The 20,706-nt window shown below is 60.2% G+C and carries 15 protein-coding genes and 2 pseudogenes; 5 read left to right on the forward strand and 12 right to left on the reverse strand.

Features of this window, described 5'->3' with window-relative positions:
- Positions 1-103: 103 nt before the first annotated feature.
- From V9T28_RS16560 to V9T28_RS16580, 5 genes and pseudogenes are all read right to left on the reverse strand, one after another.
- A pseudogene (locus V9T28_RS16560) lies at positions 104-366 on the reverse strand (serine O-acetyltransferase); the annotation flags it as partial.
- A gap of 65 nt (positions 367-431) precedes the next feature.
- Positions 432-1,496 carry an isocitrate/isopropylmalate dehydrogenase family protein gene (locus tag V9T28_RS16565; RefSeq protein ID WP_116400320.1) on the reverse strand — a complete coding sequence of 355 codons (1,065 nt, stop codon included), beginning with the start codon at positions 1,494-1,496 and terminating at the stop codon, positions 432-434.
- Between the two features lie 5 nt (positions 1,497-1,501).
- Entirely contained in the window at positions 1,502-2,854 is a 1,353-nt protein-coding gene (locus V9T28_RS16570) for an MmgE/PrpD family protein (RefSeq protein WP_116400142.1), read from the reverse strand.
- Positions 2,855-2,862: 8 nt separating this feature from the next.
- Positions 2,863-3,654 carry an SDR family oxidoreductase gene (locus V9T28_RS16575; protein ID WP_116400143.1) on the reverse strand — a complete coding sequence of 264 codons (792 nt, stop codon included), beginning with the start codon at positions 3,652-3,654 and terminating at the stop codon, positions 2,863-2,865.
- Entirely contained in the window at positions 3,654-5,078 is a 1,425-nt protein-coding gene (locus V9T28_RS16580; protein WP_116400144.1) for an MmgE/PrpD family protein, read from the reverse strand. Before V9T28_RS16580 ends, V9T28_RS16575 begins: the two co-directional genes overlap by 1 nt.
- A 77-nt stretch (positions 5,079-5,155) precedes the next feature.
- Here V9T28_RS16580 and V9T28_RS16585 point away from each other — a divergent pair, with 77 nt between their 5' ends.
- A complete protein-coding gene (locus V9T28_RS16585; RefSeq protein WP_116400145.1) occupies positions 5,156-5,905 on the forward strand; it encodes an FCD domain-containing protein in 750 nt (249 codons plus the stop codon).
- A 44-nt stretch (positions 5,906-5,949) separates the two neighbouring features.
- Here V9T28_RS16585 and V9T28_RS16590 read toward each other — a convergent pair whose 3' ends face one another.
- The 3 genes from V9T28_RS16590 to V9T28_RS16600 all read right to left on the reverse strand — a co-directional run bounded on the left by V9T28_RS16590 (position 5,950) and on the right by V9T28_RS16600 (position 9,904).
- On the reverse strand, positions 5,950-7,677 hold the full coding sequence (locus V9T28_RS16590; RefSeq protein ID WP_116400146.1) for an ABC transporter permease: 1,728 nt from the start codon (positions 7,675-7,677) through the stop codon (positions 5,950-5,952).
- Positions 7,674-8,720, reverse strand: coding sequence for an ABC transporter substrate-binding protein (locus tag V9T28_RS16595; RefSeq protein ID WP_116400147.1), 1,047 nt, complete (start codon positions 8,718-8,720; stop codon positions 7,674-7,676). The genes V9T28_RS16590 and V9T28_RS16595 overlap by 4 nt, the downstream gene beginning before the upstream one ends.
- A gap of 122 nt (positions 8,721-8,842) precedes the next feature.
- The gene (locus V9T28_RS16600; protein WP_116400148.1) at positions 8,843-9,904 is read right to left on the reverse strand and encodes an ABC transporter ATP-binding protein; all 1,062 of its coding nucleotides are present in this window, start codon (positions 9,902-9,904) and stop codon (positions 8,843-8,845) included.
- Between the two features lie 281 nt (positions 9,905-10,185).
- Between V9T28_RS16600 and V9T28_RS16605 the strand changes: the two genes are divergently transcribed.
- Both V9T28_RS16605 and V9T28_RS16610 read left to right on the forward strand, forming a co-directional pair.
- The gene (locus V9T28_RS16605; protein WP_147306413.1) at positions 10,186-11,259 is read left to right on the forward strand and encodes a YncE family protein; all 1,074 of its coding nucleotides are present in this window, start codon (positions 10,186-10,188) and stop codon (positions 11,257-11,259) included.
- A 73-nt stretch (positions 11,260-11,332) separates the two neighbouring features.
- Entirely contained in the window at positions 11,333-12,355 is a 1,023-nt protein-coding gene (locus V9T28_RS16610; RefSeq protein WP_116400150.1) for a PdxA family dehydrogenase, read from the forward strand.
- 119 nt (positions 12,356-12,474) lie between these two features.
- Here the strand turns inward: V9T28_RS16610 and V9T28_RS16615 are convergent.
- From V9T28_RS16615 to V9T28_RS16625, 3 genes and pseudogenes are all read right to left on the reverse strand, one after another.
- Positions 12,475-12,630, reverse strand: a pseudogene (locus V9T28_RS16615) (helix-turn-helix domain-containing protein); the annotation flags it as partial.
- 87 nt (positions 12,631-12,717) lie between these two features.
- Positions 12,718-13,848 (reverse strand): hypothetical protein, encoded by a 1,131-nt coding sequence (locus V9T28_RS16620; protein WP_116400151.1) that lies wholly within the window; start codon positions 13,846-13,848, stop codon positions 12,718-12,720.
- A gap of 435 nt (positions 13,849-14,283) precedes the next feature.
- The gene (locus V9T28_RS16625; protein WP_158554756.1) at positions 14,284-14,478 is read right to left on the reverse strand and encodes a DUF2735 domain-containing protein; all 195 of its coding nucleotides are present in this window, start codon (positions 14,476-14,478) and stop codon (positions 14,284-14,286) included.
- 389 nt (positions 14,479-14,867) lie between these two features.
- Here V9T28_RS16625 and V9T28_RS16630 point away from each other — a divergent pair, with 389 nt between their 5' ends.
- Together V9T28_RS16630 and V9T28_RS16635 are read left to right on the forward strand one after the other, a co-directional pair.
- Positions 14,868-15,902, forward strand: a complete 1,035-nt coding sequence (locus tag V9T28_RS16630; RefSeq protein WP_116400153.1) for a glutamine synthetase beta-grasp domain-containing protein — start codon at positions 14,868-14,870, stop codon at positions 15,900-15,902.
- A 564-nt stretch (positions 15,903-16,466) separates the two neighbouring features.
- Positions 16,467-19,691: a cyclic nucleotide-binding domain-containing protein gene (locus V9T28_RS16635; RefSeq protein WP_147306414.1), complete on the forward strand. Its 3,225-nt coding sequence runs from the start codon at positions 16,467-16,469 to the stop codon at positions 19,689-19,691.
- A gap of 335 nt (positions 19,692-20,026) precedes the next feature.
- Here V9T28_RS16635 and V9T28_RS16640 read toward each other — a convergent pair whose 3' ends face one another.
- Positions 20,027-20,701, reverse strand: coding sequence for a redoxin domain-containing protein (locus tag V9T28_RS16640; protein WP_116400155.1), 675 nt, complete (start codon positions 20,699-20,701; stop codon positions 20,027-20,029).
- Between the last annotated feature and the right edge of the window lie 5 nt (positions 20,702-20,706).

Here is a 20,706-nt window from a genome sequence, read left to right on the forward strand (position 1 = left end):
GCGAATCTGTCCCACTCGCGTTGGGACGGGTGCTCGTCGGCTTTACGGCGTTTGCGTGCGAAATGATCGACTAGTCAACCGTTTGTCCACTCCGACTCTGTGCCTACGTGATGTGGCTTCCGGGAACGACACTGCGCGTCAGCCAGACATTCCCGCCGATGGTGGATCCTCTGCCGATGGTGACACGCCCGAGAATTGTCGTTCCCGCGCAGACGACGACATCATCTTCGAGAATGGGATGGCGGGGATTGCGCTTGATCAAAGCGCCCGTTTCGCCGATCACAACGCCGGTCCCGTGATCAATGAAAAAGCTGGGGTCGATCTGAGCGCGGGGTGAGTATCAATTCCCGTCTGCGAATGCGCGATAGAGACTTTACGCGGGCGAATGGCGCCTCGTTCCAACTTAAGTGGACAATGTCTCTTGATCAGGATCAGTGCAGAGCCTTGATGATTCCCATGGTCATCTCAGCCGTCGACGCCACACCATTGATGTCGCGGGTCCGGGTCGACGGGTCGGCCAACGCGGTTTCCATCGCCCGCTCAATTGATTTGCCCGCCGCGGCTGCCTCCGGAATGCCCCTATCGTTGCCGAGCCAGGACAACAGCATCGCGGCCGACGCAATCATCGCATAGGGGTTCGCGATGCCCTTGCGGGCGATATCGGGCGCGGATCCGTGCGTCGCCTGCGCCATGGCGACGCGGCCCTCGCCGATACACAATCCCGGCGCCATGCCAAGACCGCCAACAAGACCGGCCGCCTCGTCGCTGAGGATGTCGCCGAACATATTGGTCGTCACCACCACGTCGAATGTTTGCGGGTCGCGCAGGAGCCGCAAGGCGAACGTATCGACGATAACCTCGTCGACGCGAACATCCGGAAACGCCTGTGCCGCCCGATAGCATTCCTCCACGAACATGCCGCAGCCGAGCTTGAAAACCGTGTTCTTGTGGACCAGCGTCAGGTGCTTCTTGCGCTGCCGCGCAAGTTCAAGCGCCGCCTTTGCCACGCGATAGCTGCCTGTACGGCTGATCACGCGGACCGAAATGGTGAGGTCCTCGGTCGGTCGAAATTCGCCTGATCCGGCAACGACGTTGCGATCGGGCTGAAAGCCTTCGTTGTTCTCACGCACGATGATCAGATCGACATTGTCGAACAGGCAGCCGATTCCTGGAAATGAGCGGGTTGGCCGTACATTCGCGAAAAGATTGAACGTCTTGCGTAGGATCGGATGCGGATTGATCGCGCCGGGAACTTTCGGATAGGCCTGATGGCCGATCGGGCCGAGGATCCAGCCATCAAGCTTGCCGAGCGACTCCAACGTGCCATGCGGCATCGTGCTGCCGTGGGTTTCGAGAGCGCGCCGTCCGATGGGGATCGGATGCCAGTCAATCGCGACGCCGTAGCGAGCCGCCGCTGCCGCTATGACGTCAACGGCCGCCGGGACGATCTCGTGGCCGATATCGTCGCCCTCGAGAATACCGATGGAAAGAGTCATGGCGGTCAATTCCTTGCGGGGATCGTCAAGGCGGCAAGTCCGTTGATCGATGGGAGCGTCGGCAGGCGCCAGACGGTCGCAAGCACGTCGTCGGTGACGGCCTCTCCGAGCACGGGATTGCTCGAGCCGCGGAATTTTTCATCCAGCTGCGCGTCCGAAAGCGGCCGCTCGACACTTCCGAGCGCACGGCGGATGTGGCGTTCGATCACGGTTCCATCGTCCAGCGTGACGACGATCCGGACGGATTCTTCCGGCATCGCACGATCTGCCGTGGCCATGACGCGGTCGCGCAAGGCGATGACGGCGGGATCGGCGACGATTGCGTCCGTGAAGGCCGAAGGCGTGCCGTCGCCATGCAACAACGCCACGGCGGCGGAATGATAGACGCTGAACTTACCCTCAAGCCCGGTTTTCGGCGTTCGTTTTCCAGTCAGTTCGAGAACCAGCGGATGGGTCGTCAGCTCGACCTTGGCGATCCTGTGCACCGCATCGCCGATTTCCGTCCTGATCTGCTGGCAACCGTCGATCGTTGGATGAATGACAATGCCGCAGGCAAAGGGCTTGTAGGTGTTGAGGCTGGTTTCCCAACGCTCTCCGAGCCCTTCGAGAATTTCGCCGTAGTCCTGTTTGGTGGAGAGAACGTTGGCAAAGCCGCGCGGCGCTTCGATCGACCGTTCCGAACTGTCGAAGCCCGACCGCGCCAGAAATGCCGCCATGGTCCCGTTCTGCGCTGCCCGGCCGGGATGCAAACTCTTGCACATGGTGCCGAACATTTCGCGCAGACCCGACGACTGGGTGGCGGCGATGCCAAGCGCCCACGTCATCTTCCGGCTGTCGAGCCCAAGAAGTCGCCCGACGGCGGCCGCTGCTCCGAAAACGCCGGCCGTGCCGGTGATGTGCCATCCACGATCGTAATGGTCGGGATAGATACAGTTTCCGATGCGGCATTCCGCCTCGATGCCGAGAATGATCGCGGTCAGGAGATCGGCACCATTGATCGGCATCAGTTCGGCGGCCGCGAAAGCCGCCGACGCAACGGGACCGGCCGGGTGGATGATGGTTTTGAGATGGGTGTCGTCGTAGTCGAGCACATGCGATGCGATGCCGTTCAAAAGCGCAGCATGCAGGGCATCGACCTCGCGGCCGCGACCGAATATCGTGGCCTGAGCCGGGCCGGAGAACAGGCGGACGGCATCGAGCGCGCGGTCAACGGTCTCGTGCGGCGAACCGCCGATCGCACAGCCGAGCCAGTTGACGACGGTGCGAAGGCCTTCCCGCCGGACAGGCTGCGGAAGCGAAGCCGCGGGATAATCGACGATCCAGCGGGCAAGTTGTCGGGTGACGTCAGCGGTTTGCATGCGTGATCCTATAGAAGTCCGCGGGAAAGACCGCCGTCGACGTTGATGGATTGACCCGTGACGTAGCTGGCACGAGGACTGGCTAGAAATGTCACAAGGCCGGCCACCTCATCGGGCTCGCCGAAGCGACCGAGTGGAATCTCCCGCGCAAACTCAGCGATGATCGCATCTGGAGTCGTATGCTGATCGGCCGCCATTTTCGCGGCTCGCGTCGTCCACAATGGCGTCAGCGTCCGACCAGGTCCGACAGAATTCACGCGAATTCCGAGCGGCGCGAATTCGTTCGCAAGGGTCTTCACAAGGCCCAACAAGCCGGCTTTGTGCACATTCGTCATGACCTGATGTGCGTGCGGCGACTTCGCCGCTGCCGACCCGAGGATGACGATTGCCGGCTGCCGGCCGGATTGTAACAACGGCAAGGCCGCTCGTATCGCCCGCACGCTGGACAGCACGTTGAAATTGTAGTTCGCTAGCCAGTCCTCGTCAGAAAGTGTTTCGAACGAGGCACGCACGCTGCCACCAACCGATACGACAAGCGCATCGAGACCGGGCCATCGTGCGGCGATTGCCGCTGCCAGACCTTCGGCGCCATCCGCCTGCATCAGATCTACCGCATGCGTCGAAGGCCTTCTCCCAGCCATTTTCTCGATCTGGTTCGCGGCTTCATCGAGCTTTTGCGGATTGCGCGACGCGATGATCAGTTCGGCGCCTTCGGTCGCCATCTGCATTGCTGCCGCGAGACCGATACCTGTGCTCGCACCAATGACGACAACCCGCCGGCCTTGGTAGCCGAGATCCATTAGCGGACCCCTTCGACGGCCAGAAGACCCATCAGGGGAGCGATCGACGGCAGAGCCTCAAACGATCGCGCCAGTGCGACGACCTCGCGCGCCTTTGCATCGGGAAACCGCGCGAACTCGGCACAACTCAGAAATTTCTCCGCAACCTCGTCGAATGTCATCGGCATCGCCGGGCTTCCACGCCCGAAATCAGCACGACCGGAGATCCGCCGGCCATCGCTCAGATCAATGTCGATGATGGTCGTCATCTTCTCGAACCCCGCCTGTTCGGCCGCATCGTCCACGACAAAATCGATCCGCTCGATCATGGCCTTCACATCCGGTCGCAGAACTGTTTCATCGGTGAATTCTGCAAGCGTAGCCCGACCATCTAGCAACAGGATCGCCATGCAGAACTCCATCGAGAATTTGGCCTGCAGCTCGTTTTTCGGCCGATGGTGGATCAGTGCATTGGGCATATTGGAGTTGGTGCCGACGCGAACGCGAACCACATCTTCAGCGCGGATCGCATAGGTACGGATCAGACGGAGCATCTCCGTCATGCCCGGATGGGTCAGCGAGCCCGACGGATGCGGCTTGATCGAAATGCCTGGGCTGGCGAATGTCCAGGGATGCCCGAGTCTGCCGACGATCGCGCCGGCATCGAAGCCACCGCCGGCGGCGCGGAAGAAGCCGCGTGGAGCCTCGAGGATCGTGTCTGTCGCAGTCCAACCGAGTTCGGCGAACTGGGCCGCCGCAACGCCGCTCTCGGACGCTCGGCCCGCATGGAACGGCTTGGTCATGGTGCCGAAATTTTCACGCAGACCGGCCGACTGGCTGCCGGCGATCGACAGCGCGCGTGCCGTGGTCGCTTGGTCGAGCTCCATCAGCTTGGCGCTTGCCGAGGCCGCCGCAAAGGTTCCGCACGTCGCGGTCGAATGGAATCCGGTTTGATAATGACGCGGATTGATCGCCTCGGCGATCTTGCATTCAACCTCGACCCCGATCAGGTAGGCTAGGAGCACGGATTTGCCGTCTTTTCCAAGCATTTCGCTGGTGGCCAAAGCAGCGGGAAGCGCGGGTGCGGTCGGATGGGTTAGGAGCCCGTAGACCCGATCAGACGCGACAGCGAGCTGCGTATCGTCGAAATCATCGGCATGGATACCAACACCATTGGCAAAGGCGGCGAAACGGGGTGCAACGCGCCATGCGCTGCCGATCACCGTGGATGGCCCCTCCCCCAGCACGAGTTGCGCCAAATGCCGCCGCACGAGCTCGCCGCTTTTGGCCACTGCCCCCGAAATCGCCAGCCCCAGTCCATCAAGGACGGATTTCTTCGCCAGCTCGACCACCTCTGCCGGGATTTCTTCGAAGGTCGTGCCGCAAACAAAGGCGGCGACATTTCGTGTCAGGCCTGCCACCGGCGGAGAGACGTGTTCTGTCATTTTGTTTCCGATCCCGACACAACGCTCATCTGAGGTCTAGAAATAACCTAAATTGTCAATTGTCAACAATTTTCTGTATGGATCTGACCAAAGGACCGGCATATTATCGGGTCAGCACATGTATGGGATTGATACCAATGACTGCATTCTTTGACGCCGCAGAGGCGCTCAATATCAGGCGAACCGAATCGTTGACATCGCTTGTGCGTCGAGAACTGGAGCGGATGATCGAAAGCGGCGAATTGAAAGGCGGCGATCGCCTGAATGAAAATTTGCTGGCAACCAAACTTGGTGTGAGCCGCGGGCCCGTACGTGAAGCCTGCCGCGGGCTCGAGCAAAGCGGGCTCGTCGACGTCATCGTCAATCGCGGCGTATTCGTCCGCACCCTCAGTGATCGCGAAGCCGCCGAATTGTATGATATTCGCGCATCGCTCATGCGCCTTGCCGGCATGACCCTGGCGCCCATCATCGTCGACTGGCAGATCGCCGAGCTTCGCTCGCTCATCGACAAGATGGAAGTTGCAGCCGAACAGGACGACCTCAACACATTCTATCCGCTCAATCTGCAATTCCATCATGCCATCACCGATTATGGCGGAAATGAACGGCTGGTGGCACTCGCTTCCGCGATCCAGCGGGAAGCTCATTTATTCCGTCGCCGAACGCTCCACATGCCTGGGCGGATGTTGGCTTCCAACGCAGAGCACAAATCGATTCTGGCGGCGCTTGAGGCCCACGATGCGCTGCGCGCGGGCGCAGAGATGGAAGCGCATGTCATGAACAGCCGCGTTCTATTGTTTGGTGCTCCCGGCCAACAGACCCGTTGATCCGTCTGGCTACAGCCGTCGGCCCCAATATGCTGCTCGGCCGATCAGGCGAGCGGCAGTCTTTGGCGTCCGCCAAGAAGCGGCAGCTGATTGGCAATGATGACGATCGTAAAGGACACGACCAAAAGCGTGATCCCCAGAACTGCGATCGCGCCGAGATCGCCACTTTCGTTCAGGTCGTAGATGATGACCGAGACCAGCTTCGTATCGGCCGTTGTCAGCAGAATCGTTGCCGACAATTCCCGAATCGTGCCGATGAAGATCAAGCACCAAGTGGCAACCACGCTCGTGCGCAGAAGCGGCGCAGTGATGCGGCGTATCGTCGTCATTCGGTTCGCGCCAAGAATACGGCTTGCCTCCTCGAGTTCCGGACTCATTGTGCCGATCGACGTCGAAAGCTGCTGGTAGGCGGCGGGCATTTCCATGGTCACGAAAGCGATCAGCAGGATCCATAGCGTCCCGTAGAGCATGAAAGGCGCAGTGGAATAGCTGAGAAACATACCCACACCGAAGACGATGCCGGGGACTGCAACTGGTATTGTCGCAATTGTCCCGAGCAGCCAGATCCCTGGAACAACGCGACGCTGGACGAGATAGGCGACCAGAAGCCCGATCAGCGTGCCGATGGTCGCAGATCCGACGCCGAGGAGAAGCGTGTTGCGCATGGCAAGCTGAGTGGCGGAGAATTCGAAGAAAACGAAGTGAAAATTGTGCAGTGTCAGATTACTCCACGTCAGTGCTTCGGAAACGTTTTTTGTGAAGGCCGTTTTCAACAGCGCGGCGTAAGGCAGGCCGACCGTTAAAGTCAGCACCAGTGCGACAAAGCCCAGCGCTGGCCAGCGCCACCAACCCAATTTCGTCACTCGAGCCGTGCCACTCTTGCCGCCCATGACGACATAGCCGCGGCGCCCGAGAATGCGCCGTTGGATCCACAGCAGCAGAACCGAAATGGCGAGAAGCGGAAAAGCTGCCGCCGCTGCGAGTCCCGGTTTTGGCGGATATTGAAACAGGCTCCAAATCTTGGTTGTGATCACGTGAAATCCTGCCGGGAGAGCCAAGATCGCCGGCGATCCAAACATGGTCAGCGCTTGCAGCACGGCAATCAGCGTTCCGGCAATCAACGCCGGCATGACAAGCGGCCACGTGATCCGCCGCAGGGTCGTCGCTTGTCCGGCGCCAAGGATCGCCGAGGCATCCTCGAGGTCGCCCGGCACGCGCTCGAAGGCATTGGCGAGCAGCGTGAACACCAAAGGAAACGTGTAGCACGAGATGGCGAAAATCAGGCCCTCGAGCGTATAGATATCGACCAACACCGCAAAAGGCGGCAGGCCGAATGCGCTGCGATAGGCCTGATTGATCAATCCGCTGTTAGGAGCGGCGAGAATCTCCCATGCGATTGCGCCGAGAAATGGCGGCGTCACAAAGGACGCCATGATCAGGGCCCGGATCACAGTTCGTCCGGGCAGATCGGTACGCGCCACGAGCCAGGCGAGCGGCGTGGCGATCGCGGCGGATACGGCGCCAACGCCAAGAGCCATCGTGATCGACACGATCGCCGGCTTGCGCAGCGACGGATCGGCCGCTAGCTGTTGGAAATTTGCCAGCGTGAAATGTCCGGCGCTATCCGACAAACTATATCGCGCCAGCCAGAACAACGGCAGCAGGACAAGAACCCCAAGCACAACCGCGATCACAACGAAGACCACGGTCGAAGGATCTGCTAATCGGCGTGTCGGCTTTCTCACGGGCAGATCCATGGTTGCGCTGCTCATGTGCCGAAATATTCCTCGTATTTCTTCTTCAAATCGTCGATCACCGCTTCGAGCTTCACGGGGTCGGAATACAGGAGCTTGATCTGTGAGAGCGGAACGCGACCCGCCTTCTCCTTCACCTCCGGATGAAAGGACCTCAGCCCACCAACGTCGCTGTTGGCCTGCTGCGCTTCACGGCTGAACATAAAGCCATAAAAGACTTTTGCCGCCGCCGGATGAGGGGCGTCCTTCAAGATGGCGGCATTACCGATCACGACTGGAACACCGTCGGTGGCATAGACCGGCTCGACCGGTGTGCCGCTCTCCTTCATCGTCAGGATGTTGTATTCATTGCCGTCCGCCATGACCGGTCGCTCGCCGAGCGCCAATTTCTTCGGCGGCTCGGTTGAGGACTGGACCTGCATAATCTTCTGCTGGCCAAGCTTTTCGAAATAACCCCATCCCAGCGCCTGGCTGAGAGCGTAGGTGTCCGTCACGATCGTGCCGCTGTAGCCGGGATGGCCCTTCACGATCATGCCTTTCCATTTGGAATCGAGGAGATCCGCATGGCTCTTAGGCGCGTCTGCGGCCGTAACATATTTCGTATTATAAGCGATGATCGACAGATGGGCGCGGTAGGCCGCATACTGACCGTCCGCATCCTTGGCTTCGGCCGGCCAATATTTCGCAACGTCCTCCGGCACCGCCGGCAGCAACCAGCCCTGTCGCTTGAAGACGACGAAATTCACCGCATCCGATGTTTCGATCACATCAACCGCGTGAATCTTGCTGTCATATTCCTGATTGATGCGTTGGAAGATACGCTCTGCACCGGCGCGCTCGACCTGCACCTTGATGCCCGGATATTTCGCCTCAAACAAGGCCGACAATTTTTCCGATACGGCAACGTCAGTTGACGTGTACCAAACGACCGTTCCCTCTTTGACAGCGGCATCGACCAAGTCAGGAGTTACGCTATAAGGCGCCGGCGGGGCGGCCATGCCGGCACCGGTCAGGCAGGCTGTGATTGAAAGCGCAGCGACGACGACTGGGAAAGCTCGCATGGGTTTCTCCTCCACCTCACGAACGGGGCCAGTTGTTTCTGGTACCCCATAAGACGCGTTCAAATTCCGATATGTCTTCGCGCACGTTCTCTCGCCGAATAGATTTCTATTCGCCACACCGACTAGTGCGGAAGCGCGCGACAATGATCCGGTGGAAAATGCAGCCATACAGTTCGTCCGACCGCAACCTCGATGGACGCCGGCGCGAGCACACGAATGGCGACCCCTGATGCGAGCGTCACGACGTAATCTCGATATGGCCCCAGATAGACATGGCGCGTGACCATGCCTTCGGCAACATTGTACGAGTCATCTGGCATCGTCGCGCGCATTTCAACGTCGTGATGACGAATGGCGACGAAGATCCCGCCCGCCGGCAAATCCGCGCCATTCTCACATCTGAGAACGAGGCCGTCACCGCAATCGGCCACATCGCCCGCAAGTCTTGCCTTGAGGATATTCGTCCCGCCAATGAAGCGCGCCACGAATTGTGATTTCGGCTCCTTGTAAATCTGAAGCGGCGTCCCGGCCTGCTCGATGCGCCCCCCGTTCATGACCACGATGACGTCCGCGGTCGTCATGGCCTCGGTTTGGTCATGGGTGACATAGACGGTGGTGTACCTGTACCGATCGTGCAGACGGCGAATTTCGAAGCGCATGTCTTCGCGAAGGTTCGCATCCAAATTGGAGAGTGGTTCGTCGAGCAATAGAATATCCGGCTCGACCACAAGGGCCCGCGCGAGCGAAACCCTCTGCTGTTGCCCACCGGAAAGTTCACCCGGATAACGATCTGCCAGCGTCACCAACTGCGTGATCGACAGAACTTCTTGCACCTTCGCGGCGATATCCCGTGCCGGAAGCTTACGCAACGTGAGACCATAGGCGACATTTTCGGAAATCGTCATATGTGGCCAAAGCGCGTAGCTTTGGAAGATCATGGACATACTTCGCCGCTCCGGCGGCTCGGCCCATCCTGTCGCCGAAATCACTTTGCCCTCGACACGTATTTCGCCGGCTGTCGGCTTGATGAAACCGGCAATCAACCTCAGCGTGGTGGTCTTGCCGCATCCCGACGGACCGAGCAGACAGACGAGCAGACCCTTTTCGACGGAAAGCGACACGTCATCCACTGCCGCGAAATCGCCGTAGCGTTTGGCAAGCCCTGCGAGTTCCAGGTGCGACATGCCTCACCCTATCCTTTTCGTTTCAACCTGCCCGGTCTGTGCCTGCCCATCTTCTGCGGCAACATGCGGCGATATTAAAAGCGACAAATAAATTGTCAACAATTTACATTTTATAAAAACCTTGCTAGGTTTTCTTTGCGTGGGGAGCTGGGCGTGTCTCCATCCGCGTTTCGCGGCATTTGGATTCGCTGCGAACGCGCGGTCTAACGTTCTCGAATGCCAGAAAAATTGCTCAAGACGGCCGCAACGACCAACCGCTTGAAACCTGGGAGGATTTATCGATGACCGTATCCAGATATGTCTCTGTGGCGACTTCTGTATTACTGCTGGCGTGCGCCGTCTCTACTGCCAAAGCTGGGGATGCACCGGGCTTTTATCATCAGATCGGCGAACTTAAGCTGGGTGGAACGGGCACCTCGTGGGACCACATCGATTACGATCCGTCGTCGCATCGGGCGTATCTGAGCCGTCGAGCTGATGGGCTGACCGTCGTTGACGTCATGACGAATGCCGTTGTCGGACAGGTCGCCAACGCCAAGGGATCCGGCGCATCGGCCATCGTTCCCAAACTCGATCGCGGATTTACCGCCAATACCGATGGATCCACGTCGGTTTTCAAATTGTCGGATCTGTCGCCCGTCGACCGTGTCAGCTTTGGCGACAATTTCGACGGCGTCGTCTATGACGAGGCGACAAACATTCTCGCATACCAACAAGCCGACAATTCGAAGGAGCTGCTTGTCGATGCCGCGACGATGAAGCTCGTGGGAACGATCGAAGTCGAAGGGACACAGCTCGAGCGGCCGGTCGTCGACAACAAGAGCAATCTTTATTTGCCGCTGCGCGACAAGCATATGGTCTACAAGATCGACCTCAAGGAAAAGAAGATCGTCGCGAAATGGGACGTATCTTCTAAATGCACGGAGCCCTCGGGGTCGGAATTCGATGTCGCCAACAATCGGCTGCTACTGCCGTGCCGCGGCAAACAGCTCAATCCCGTCCTCGCAATTATCGACGCGGACACCGGAGCCATCACCGGCACGGCAATCAGCGGCCGCGGCGCCGACGATGTGATCCTGGATCCGGCCACGAAACAGCTTTTCATTTCGGCTGGCGTCGACGGCGTCCTGACGATCTACAAGCAGGAAAGCGCCGATAAATATACGTTGACGGAGGCTCTGCAGACCCGTCCGAGCCTGCGGGTTATTCGTTATGACGCGGGCACGCAGAAGATCTTCGGCGTGACGGCTGAAGGCATATACGATGCGTCAAAGAAGAATCTTGCAGCCGTTTCACCATTCTACGCCAATGCTTATACGCCCGGCACCTTTGTGATGTTGACCTACGGTCGCTGAGAACCGAACGGCTGTTTGAGATTGCCGGCGAGCGGACTCTCGCCGACAGTTTCAGTCGCGAAAGCGAAACTCCATGCAAGCGCCTGAGACAAGCCTGCCGGTCATCGCTCTTGTTCCTGGCGATTGCACCGGCATCGGACCAGAGCAGACCGCGCGAATTCTCGCCAACGGCACGCTCGCAGAAGTCGCCCGCCTGGTGGTGGTCGGAGATGCCCGCGTCTTGGCTATGGGCATGTCACAAGCCGGCGTCCAGTTCGACGTTCAATGCATCGACTCGCCAAGCCAGGCGGATTGGCACAGCCAAGCCGTGCAAATGGTGGATCTCGGCAATACCGATCCCGCCCTCTTTCCTCTTGGCAAAGCCAGCGCTGAATCCGGCCGACTGACCGGCACAACGCTCGCACGGACAATCGATTTCGCCAAGGCCGGCGAGATCGATGCCATCACATTCGCGCCGTTGAACAAGCGCGCGATGTTCGACGGCGGCTGGAGGTTCCCGGACGAACATAAGATGTTCGCCAACCTGCTCGGCCATCAAGGCTACTTCTCGGAGATGAATGTCCTCGACGGCCAATGGATGTCTCGGGTGACCGGGCACCAATCGCTGCGCGAGGCCATTGCGTGCATTAACCCCGACACCATTACCGACGCCATCAAATTGGCCGATCGCATGATGCGGAAAGCAGGAATCGAGAGGCCCCGCATCGCTGTCGCGGCACTGAACCCGCACGCGGGCGAGAATGGACTCTTCGGACGGGAAGAGATCGACATGATCCGCCCGACAGTCGAGGCTGCGGCAAGCACCGGAATCGACTGCAGTGGGCCGTTCCCGGCCGATACGATCTACATACGGGCATTTGCCGGTGAATTCGATAGCGTGGTCGCCATGTATCACGACCAAGGCCAGATCGCGACGAAACTGCGCGGTTTCAACAGGGGCGTTACGGTGACGGCGGGTCTCGAAACCATATTCACGACACCGTCGCATGGCACGGCGTTCGACATCGCAGGCAAGGGCGTCGCCAGGACAGGCGCGCTAGAGAGCGCTGTCCGGCTCGCAGCACAATTGGCGATCCGATCGCGCGAGCCCTTGTGAAATGCGGCTGAGGCCAGGCAAGATTCGATGCGGTACCAAGCTTGGCCGCATCTTCGTTAAGCCGATGGAGAGTGGCATTCCCATGGACCATCGCCAAATGCCGTCGCGCCACGATGTTCTTCGATCCCAAACTCCTTGTAGCGATCAAAGATGTTGTAGCTGGTCTTGCGCGAGATCCCGAACTCGCGACACACCTCCGTCATCGCTTCGCCGCCCAGCAGACGAGACACGAACCGGAGGCGTTCGTCCATCACAGAAATCTCCTTCCACGGCATCGACACGTCTCGCCTAAAGGCGGTTAGTGTCATCCCATGTCTCCGGAACGTTCTGTCAACGATGTCTCGGGGCGCTCACCACCCAGCTCATAGCCTCTCAAGCGCGTCACGCGACGGCGCGATCGGTAGCCATTCCGGGATGCGGCGCTTGGCGAGCCAGAATGGCCGCCACAGGGACAACCAGCTCGCGCGGTCGAGCGGCGCAGTTCCCCACTCGCGCTGCCCCATGCTGATCGTCGACAGGTCATGCATATGCAGCCACTGGCGCGCCGCCCACCACAGCTCGCGTGGTACGTCCGCGTTTCCCGCGCCTCTGAGTTCGACGATGTTCGGCAGCGGATCACGAAAACGAGAGGCAAGCCTCAGTGTGGCGATCCGTTCGCCATCCCGCCGCACGCTCCAGAGCCGCGAGCGATTGTGTGTTAGGTTGTAGCCATAGGTGTTAAGACAGTTCTTCATGGCTTTCGCCTCTTCGGTGATGGCGGCGATCGAGGCTAAAGGCAGGAAATCATAACCGGCCACCCGAGCGGCCTGGAGCCACATGTCGGTGATCGGCCGACGGCCGAGGTTCATATGCAAGGCGACGATCATTCGCCAATGGTCTGCCGCCTTAAGGGCGGGACCAATCCGCATGTCAGGGGTCCACGGCCTCTCGATCAATTCGTGCCCGAATGTTGCCGGTTGGCAGGAAAACCATGCCCAGAGACAGATGAGCCGCATCCGAGCGAGGTTCACACGCCGCGGCTCGCGGGCGAGTTCGCGCGCGATCCACACCGCCGCTGACTCATGCGCGAGTTCGGCAACGTCCGCCACGGCCTGTAGCCACGTCGGCGCAAGCTTAGGAGAACGCGGAAGGTGGCTCGCGATCTGTCGGCGAAAGGGCTCGCCATCGGGTAGCCGCGCGATTGGACGCGCGAACGCCTCTGGAGGCAGCTTTCGCAGCCATAGCGGCACGTCGGCTGCCGCTGCCGCTTCTGCGAGGGCGAGGCCATCGATCACGCGCGCAAGCGCGGGCGTAGGATCGAGCCCTGGCCGGGGGACGGCCAACGCAAAAAGAAGCGCGGGAAAGCTCGCAGCGAGGTCGGCAATGCGCGCGTGCCGCATTGCCAAGGCGCGCACCGTTCCCTGGAAATGGGGGTGATATCGCCGAAGCCGGCGTTCCAGCAGATCGGAACGCCCGGCCTCCTGGCGAGGGGCCAGCACAGAATTGGGAGACATGACAATAATTCCACGACCGCGAGCCAAGAGGTCTGCGGGCGGATTCGATTTGACAGGGGCTTTTGTGATTTCACCCGGGAATTGGATCCCGGAGCGCGCTAAATATCGCGCATCGAACCCGGGAAGCGCGCAATCGTGGACATGGTCGCCTCCAGCAATGAAGTTACAGGGCACCCCTGTAGCCTGGCTTCCGCCAAGATGCAACTCGCAACTGCATCCTGTTTGCGCGCCAGCGCCACCGCGGTTCGAAGCCTTCGATTTGCTTTGACTCAGTCACTTTGCGCGCTTGACCGGTACTTCAACCTTGACAAGCGAATGCGACGGAAGGGGGCCGTTTCGCGGAATCGATTATATTCGGCCGGGGGCGATGGGCTATATAGCAATCACATACGTGTTTGCAGCTTTATTCTGACTGGCGCGCCGCATGCATTTCTTTCAGCGCTTGCGTGGGTCGTTCGCCTCGAGGATAGCCGCCTCATGATACCACGCGCCGTCGACGTCGACGGGCGGCAAAGGCCGGGGCTCGCGTGAGGCAAGTGGGGTCTCGTCGCGCCTGAGGCTGGGGACCACGCGCGACCGCGTGGGGAAGACGTAGATCTTGGCCGTCTCGTGCCGGGTACTCGCCCTCATGCTCGCCTCCCTTGTCTGTTGCATCATACGGCGCAATCAGACTGGAACCGGATCCTAGCACAATCCGCATCGGCCTCCTATCGCCCGCCCGCTTAACAGGCAGCATCTGCACAAACTATGTGCAGCATCTGCACTGTATTTGTCCTGCACAGGAAAGCGGCAGGCTCCAGCGGCAGCGAAAACCGACTAAAACCAGCCGTGGCCGTGGCCTTTTGCGGGGCCGGGACATCGAAAGGCCCAGATTCGACATCTCGTCTCGCGCATGCCGCCCGCGACAAAAGCGCCGTCCCCCGCACATTGGCACGCTTCCTGCTCAGCGTAGCCGACTGGAGGTCGGTGCAAGCCGGCAGCCACGCCATTTGCTTTCCAAACCAGTGAGTGTCCTGAGAATGACGAAATACAAACTCGAGTATATCTGGCTCGACGGTTACAAGCCGGTCGCGAACCTGCGCGGCAAAACGACGATTCGCGAATTCGACGCTTTCCCCACGCTCGAGCAATTGCCGCTCTGGGGCTTCGACGGTTCGTCCACACTGCAGGCCGAAGGGTCGAGCTCGGATTGCGTGCTCAAGCCCGTCCGCGTCGTGCCTGATCCTGAGCGCCTCAACGGCGCTGTCGTGCTCTGCGAAGTGATGATGCCCGACGGCGTCACGCCGCACCCCTCCAACAGCCGCGCCACCATCCTGGACGACGAAGGCGCCTGGTTCGGTTTCGAGCAGGAATACTTCTTCTACAAGGACGGCCGCCCGCTCGGCTTCCCCGAGCATGGCTACCCGGCACCGCAGGGCCCCTACTACACGGGCGTGGGCTACAAGAATGTCGGCAACGTCGCCCGCGAAATCGTCGAGAAGCATCTCGACATCTGCCTCGCCGCCGGCATCAACCATGAAGGCATCAACGCCGAGGTGGCCAAGGGCCAGTGGGAATTCCAGATCTTCGGCAAAGGCTCCCGCGCCGCCGCCGACGAGATGTGGCTCGCCCGCTATTTCCTGCTGCGCTTGACCGAGAAATACTCGATCGACGTCGAATGGCACTGCAAGCCGCTGGGCGACACCGACTGGAACGGCTCGGGCATGCACTGCAACTTCTCGACCGCTTATATGCGCGAAGTCGGCGGAAAGGCCTATTTCGAGGCCCTGATGGCAGCTTTCGCCGCCAACAAGGCCGAACACATCGCCGTCTATGGTCCGGACAACCATCTGCGCCTTACCGGCAAGCACGAGACCGCCTCGATCGACACCTTCTCCTGGGGCGTCGCCGACCGCGGTGCCTCGATCCGCGTGCCGCACTCCTTCGTGCGCAATGACTACAAGGGCTATCTCGAGGATCGCCGTCCCAACTCCCAGGCGGACCCGTATCAGATCGCTTCGCAGGTTCTGAAGACGATCGCCTCCGTCTCGGCCGTGGCGAAGGCCGCCGCCTGAGATTGAACGCTCGCGAGTGCCGACGGCGCGGATCGCAGGATCCGCGCCGTTTTCGTTTCAGGGTGTAAAAAGGCCCGCATATTGCCCCCGGTCCGGCATCGCGCACGATGCGTATGCCCCGCTCGACGATTCGATGAGCCTGCACCGAAAGCTTGAGCAACGGGGCACGGCAACAAAATTCGTATCCGTGCCCGGAGTAGACCGGGGCTATCTGAAGTAGGCGGGTCGGCTGGAGATGGCCAACCAATGATATTTCACACGTGGCGCGCGCCTTGAATGTCGACCATTCGACGATCCATCGTCGTATGAACAGGATCGGCTTGATTCCACCCAACCGGCGCTGAATCCAGATCGGCAAAAGGGATAGCGTGTTTTCGCGACGCAGCCGTGTATGCTCTCTAGCGCCGAGGGCGGGCATCCAGCAGGCGAAATGGCTGGATCGTGAGCCAACAGGCATGGCCGCTGGAGTTGGTATAATTATCCGGTCATTTATTATTACATCTTCGAACGACGATTGAAGAATGCCCTCATCAAGTTGTGTGCGCTGTTGGTACGAGGTGCCCAGTGAAGCAAGGATCCACGGCAAATATTTCGTTCAGCATGCCGACACGGGAGCCTCTCGGGCCAGCAACGGCGGGTAAAGGGCTTCCACCTCTCTTTTCCTATATTTGGCTGAACAGCCGTCGGCAGCAGGTCATTATTCTGGCCGTCGTGCTGTTCTCCCTTCCACTCTACTTCCTGTCGCTCGACCTGCCGCGCAGCATCGTCAACGATGCCATTCAGGGACGTGCCTTCCAGCACGGCGTCGCCGAGGCCCCGCTCTTCGCCTTCAGCCTGACGCTGCCGGCCTTCATGGGCGGCGGGGCCTTGAGTTATCCCGGCGTGATGTTCTCCCGCATTGCGTATCTCATGGTGCTGAGCTTGGTCTTCATGCTGCTGGTGCTGGTCAACGGCGCCTTTCGCTATGTGATCAACATGCAGAAGGGCAAGCTCGGCGAGCACCTCTTGCGCCGCCTTCGGCTCGACCTGTTCAACCTGCTGCTGCGCTTCAAGCCCGAGTCGATCCGCAATGTCCGCTCGGCTGAAGTCGCCACCATCATCCGCGACGAGGTCGAGCCCATCGGCGGCTTTGTCGGCGACGCCTATATCGCACCTGCCTTCCTGGGCAGCCAGGCGCTCACCGCCCTCGGCTTCATCCTGCTGCAGAGCCCGATGCTCGGGGCCCTCGCCGCAGCAATAGTGCTGGTGCAATGTGCAGTCATCCCGCGCCTCCGGCGGGAGCAATTGAGGCTTGGCCGCCAGCGCCAAGCGCGTTCGCGCTCCCTAGCCGGCCATGTCGGCGATATCGTCGACGGCATCGCCGAGGTCAGTAATCACGGCACGGCCGCCTACGAACGGCAGAAGATTATCAAGCTTCTCGATGAACTCTTCTGGATCCGATATGACCTTTATGGCCGGAAGTTCATGGTGAAGTTCATCAACTCCGTGCTGGCGCAGGTAACGCCATTCCTGTTCTACTCCCTCGGCGGATATTTCGCGCTTCGCGGCTCGCTCGACATTGGCCAACTCGTGGCGGTAATCGCCGCCTATCGCGATCTGCCGCCCCCGATCAAGGAGCTGATCGACTGGGACCAGCAACGCCAGGACGTGCAGGTCAAGTATGAACAGATCGTGGAACAATTCTCCCTGGCCGAGCTGCCCGAGCTTGCCGTCGAGACGCCCGAACTGGCGGCCGGCAGCACCATCGCCATCGAAGCTTTGCGCGTGCGTGCACCGAGCGGCGACGTCCTGCTCGACAACGCCAATCTGACCCTGCCTGTGGGTTCGCATATCCTGCTGACCGGCTCGCGCGGCGACGGCTTCATCACGCTCGTCCAGGTTCTTGCACGCCGCTTGACGGAATTCGGCGGCAAGATACGCCTTGCCGGGCAGGATATCGCGGCTTTTTCGCCACGCTGGATCGGGGAGAATGTCGGATACCTCAGTCCCGACTGCACCATCTTCGGGGGGTCTTTGCGAGAGAACATCGTCTACAGTCTACATAGCTCGCCCATCACGCAAGATCTGCTCGACTCCAACGATCCGAAGGTGATGCGGCAAAAGCCTGGAGCGGACGCGGACACGGCAGCCGATTCGATCGATCTTCAACGGGCTGGGGCGGCCAGTCCCCAAGAGCTCGACCGCATGATCGTCGCCCTGCTGCAGGAGGTCGGCCTGGCCGATGCCATCTACGGTTTCGCGCTCGCGCGCAAATTGACGACGGAGCCCGATCCGGAGCTAGCGCAACGCATCATTATCTGCCGTCGGCAGCTCGTCCAGGAACTCAAGGACACCCATCTCGCGGACTTGATCGAGCCGTTCGATCCAACGCGCTTCAACCGCTATGCCACGATCGGCGAAAATCTGTTCTTCGGCGTTCCCGCCCACGAAAGTGCCATCGGTACGCTGGTCGAGGACCAGCAAATTGCTGCGCTGCTCAGGGACGGGGGACTCGACGACAGCCTTGTCACCCTGGGCGTGAAAGTGGCGGCGACCATGGTGGAAATCTTCTCACAGATCTCCGGCGATCATGCCGTGTTCGAGCGCTTCTCCTTCATCGCTTCCAGCGACCTGCCGCGCTTTGCCGAAATCGCCTCCCGTGCCGGCACGCGCGGCATTGGCGCGCTCGCGCATCCGGAACGCCAATCCCTGCTGATGCTGGCGCTTCAATATACGGAGACGCGCCATCGGCTCGGGCTGCTCACCGAGGCCCTCAGCCAGGAGATCGTGCGAATCCGCAGACGGATCATGGCACTCGATCCTGCCCGGTTCGCCCAGGCCCTGGACTTTTATGCCCCCGACCGGCTGTGCGCTGCCGCGCCCCTGCGCGATAACCTCTTATTCGGCCGTATCGATCATTCGACAGCGGGGGCTGACGAACGGGTCATGATCGCCTTGCGCAAGGTTGTGCAGGCGTGCGGCCTCGAACCGACCGTCTATCGACTCGGCCTCGATCAAGAGGCGGGACCAAAGGGGCGCCTGCTGCCGCAGACACACAAATGCGCCCTTGCTCTTGCCCGCTGTCTCATCAAGCGTCCGAAGATTCTCATTCTCGATCAGCTCGATCTGATGTTTGCGGAGAGCCAGCGAAGCGTCATCCTGGATGTCGCGCGCCGGCATATGGCGGGCCAAACCCTCATCGTCGCCATGCGCGATACCACCCAGCGCGACTCGTTTGACATCGTGGTGACGACGCGCGGCAACCGCATCGAATCGGTGGCCATGCCATCTGCCCCACTTGCTCCCGTGGCGCTGCCGCCCGAGACATGGACCGAGGAACTGCCCGAGATCCAAGCCTTGCGCGACATCCCTATGTTTGCCGTTCTGGACACGCCGCGCCTGAAACTCATTGCCTTCACCAGCGAACGCATCTCGTTCGAACAGAACCAGGTTTTATTCCGACAGGGCGATGTTGCCGATGCGGCCTACGTCATCCTCTCGGGCACCGTCGATGCCTTCAAGGACTTTGCCGGCGAGAGCTTCCATCTTTCGACCACCGAGCGTCATTCCATCATCGGCGAAATGGGCGTGATCAGCGGAGCGCCCCGCTCCGCCACCATCGTGGCGACGACCGAAGTCGTGGCGCTGAAGATCGCCAAGGACATCTTCCTCAATCTCATCGCCGAATTGCCGTCGGTCGCCCTCGTGGTGATGCGCGATCAGGTACGCCGGCTGGGTCTGGCCGAAGAACATCTCGCCGGTTTGATGCGGGCTCCGGCCCCATCTTCCGAAACATCGCCATTGGAATAGGAACGGCCCGCGGGTCGTCGCGCTCGTTCAAACGCCACCGCCCCTTCCTCATCTTTCCGATTGCCGGCTGCCCGAGCCGCCTCGAAACGCTCGATTCCGCCCCACATCTCCACGTAACATATTGAATAATAATGTATATTAACCCTACTAGTTTGTTCTCAAAAAATTTTTGAGCGCTCACCCATCGTTCTCGCGCGATCGGTCCCGTGTTGCTGACATTTGTAATTCCGTGACAAATGTTCACTATATGTTCTTTTCCAAATTTGTCAAATTTCGAACCGGAGCCGCCAACAGATCCAAATACGATTGCCCTGATGCGTCACGAGACTCTTCGATCAGTGCAGTCGGCCTTCCTGACGTCCGATCGACGCCTTGACGGCGTCGACGATCTCCTGCGTGGACGGGAATTTCCCAATCCCCTCCAACCCCTCACTGCATTCTATGTGGGTCCAGCGCACGAGCCCGTCACGGTCGATCAGAAACTGCCCTTTGAGCTGAGGCCATTGCCGCTCCATGTCGGCGTGATCGGTCTGGTTCTCGATATAACCGTCAAGCTTGGCCTGCGCCGCCGCAGCTTGCGAGACCGGCAGGGGTTCGGGCAGGTCGCCGGTCGGATTGACGCGTATTTCCGCCAACGCCGCTATCAGATCCTGTGTCGGCACCGGCCTGGGGACACCGTAGGCCCGATGCGTGAAAAGCTCGGGATCGGTTGCGATGCGCAAGCGGCTCGGGCGAAACTTGAAATAGAGGCGTGCGTTTTCGAGTTCGGTGGCGACGATGCCGAGCGTCTCGACCCCCATTGCCTGCAACTGGGGCCCGGCGGCCCCCATCTGCGCGATCGCCCTGCGGCAGAAGGGACACCAGAGCCCGACGAACAGGGCGAGGAAAAGAGAACTCTTTCCGCGATAGTCAGAGAGCGACACACTGCCCGCCCCGTCGAGGGTAGGCAACGAGAAATCGGGTGCGCGTTCGCCCAGAGCAATCGGTACCTGCATTGGCGTCATGGTCATGCGAA

The sequence above is a fragment of the Methylovirgula sp. 4M-Z18 genome (assembly GCF_037890675.1).
Taxonomy (GTDB): Bacteria; Pseudomonadota; Alphaproteobacteria; order Rhizobiales; family Beijerinckiaceae; genus 4M-Z18.